The organism is Trinickia mobilis, assembly GCF_017315705.1.
GTDB classification, from domain to species: domain Bacteria; phylum Pseudomonadota; class Gammaproteobacteria; order Burkholderiales; family Burkholderiaceae; genus Trinickia_A; species Trinickia_A mobilis.
Map to the genome: position 1 here is coordinate 20,289 of NZ_JAFLRF010000066.1, position 2,147 is coordinate 22,435.

Sequence of the window (2,147 nt, forward strand, 5' to 3'; positions counted from 1 at the left end):
ACCCAGCGATCGCGATGCAAACCGCTGAGATCAGCAGACTCACCACGATCACCAGTTTCCTGCTGAGTAGCGCGTTGCCGGTGATACGAAACAACACATCGGAAACCCACCCACCGAGCGCGACGCCGACCACGCCAAAAACCCACGGAATGACGCTGACGACGCTCATCGACGCGATGCTTAGGTGTCGCTCCATCGTCAGATAGCTCGGGAACCACGACAGGAAGAAGTAGACGATGTACGCATAGCCGAAGAACGCGAACGACGTCGCGAGGATCTGCGGGTTCCGGAGGTAGGTGCCAAGCGGCGCGACTGGCTCCCCGGACGTCGCCGCGCCCGCGTGACGCACGTCGCCACGCGCCGCAATTTTCGGGTTGCGGCTCTCGATGTCTCGCTCGCCGGGCCGGTCGGTCACCGTTGCAGCCCACACCGAGACCCATACGAGACCCATCAGCGCGATCACGATGAACGACACGCGCCAGCCGAAATGCAACGCTAGCACGCCGACGATCGGCCCCGCGATCGCGCCGCCGAACTGCTGGCCGGCAGTTGCGAAGCCGACTGCGGTCGTCTGCTTGCCGTGCTCGAACCACCCGTTGAGCATCTTATTCGTGCAAGTCAAATACGGCCCTTCACCGGCGCCGAAAACCACACGCACGACGAGTAGCGAAGCCATGCTGAACGCGCCCGCCGTGAGCCCAGAGAAAACCGACCACAGGCTCATGCTCGCAAAGAGCACCCGCTTGGCGCCAAAACGGTCGGACGCATAGCCGCCCACGAGGGAAAAGAGCGAGTAGCCGACGAAGAACGCGCTGAACACGATGCCGAGTTTGGCGGGGTCGAGGTGGAGATCCTTCATGATCAACGGTGCCGCGATCGATAGGGCCGCGCGGTCCATGTAACTGATGGCCCCTGCCAAAAACAGCATGAGGACGATGAACCAGGACTTCTTCATAGTGTCTCCATTGATATAGGACATCCCTCAGCCGAGCGCGGTCTGGTCTTCCCGGCGGTTCGAGAAGAATTCCCTCATTAGCGGCCTGAACTCATCGATCGCAAGGCTCTTATACGAAATATTGAAGGCCTTGTCGTCGTAGCGTTCGATAAACTCAATCGCGCATTCGCATTCGAAATAGCATTTGATGGCTAGCAAATCAGGAGTCGGAAGACGGCTACAATGCGCTGTGCGGAAAACTCCCACGTACGTGTAAGCCAGTCCTCCGGCTCGCCTCCGATGTCGAACGCTCCATGCGCAACGACGTTCAAGGCAAACGGCTCCGGAATGGCGAGCATTCCAAGCTTTTTGAGCAGCGTGCGCATCCCCGCTTGCGAACGCAGCCGGTGATGCCGACAGCAGCGTGGCCACCTTGCTCTAGCGATAGGGCGTCGATCATCGATCGCTTAAGCCCGCCGGTACGTCACCGGCGCCGCACGCCGCTAGACTCTGAATTTGTTCTCCGTGGCGTCCTTGACGCCGCCAAACGCCTGCTTGAGACGGATAATCGCCACGGTAATATCGGCGATGAACCGGTTGTACATGTACAACAGTCCAGTCAATCCCGCGATCTGCTCCGGCGTTAGTCGGTCGGCCAGGTCACGCCAAGCGACGCCACCGGCCGCGTCGAATCCGCGGACGTGTTCACGTGCGATCTTACGGATCCGCCGCGTGGTTTCCTCGTACTCCGCAGTCAGCACGACAGGCTTCAGCGCGTCGCGAAAGCCCATCGCGAGGTAATCCGGCCACGCCGCAAGCGCCCTGAAGTCGCTTGCCGGCCCGTGGTGCAGGAACGCATCACGGATATCCCTGAGAAGAGCCTGGACGTCTGTCCCGGCAGCATCTGGATCGACAAGGTGAAACTTCTCGACGCCTTGTGGAAGGCCGTAAGGAAGTTGCTCGGACTGGTTGCTATCCAACGGCTTTCCGGAGCGGCCACCCGCATCACGCCCGTGCCACGCCTCGTTCCATGCCGAAATGAGGAGCAGGTACTTCGAATTGCCGTAGTTGAAGCCGTCAAGCGTAGCCTTGAGATTGGCAATGTCGCCTTCGCTCCAACCGCTTGCTCGTAGCGCTGGCGTCGGATCAGCCGGAGCCGGCCCTGGAATAATCGCTGCTTCCCGGACCCTGTCGGAGCCCTCCTCTGCATAAC

Annotated in this window: 2 protein-coding genes; both read right to left on the reverse strand. The window is 60.5% G+C overall.

Features of this window, described 5'->3' with window-relative positions:
- Nucleotides 1-955 (reverse strand): MFS transporter (locus J3489_RS35425; protein WP_309491479.1); only part of this gene is annotated, 955 nt, incomplete at its 3' end.
- 482 nt (nt 956-1,437) lie between these two features.
- Nucleotides 1,438-2,147: hypothetical protein (locus J3489_RS35430; RefSeq protein WP_207005468.1), on the reverse strand; the 710-nt coding region annotated here is incomplete at its 5' end.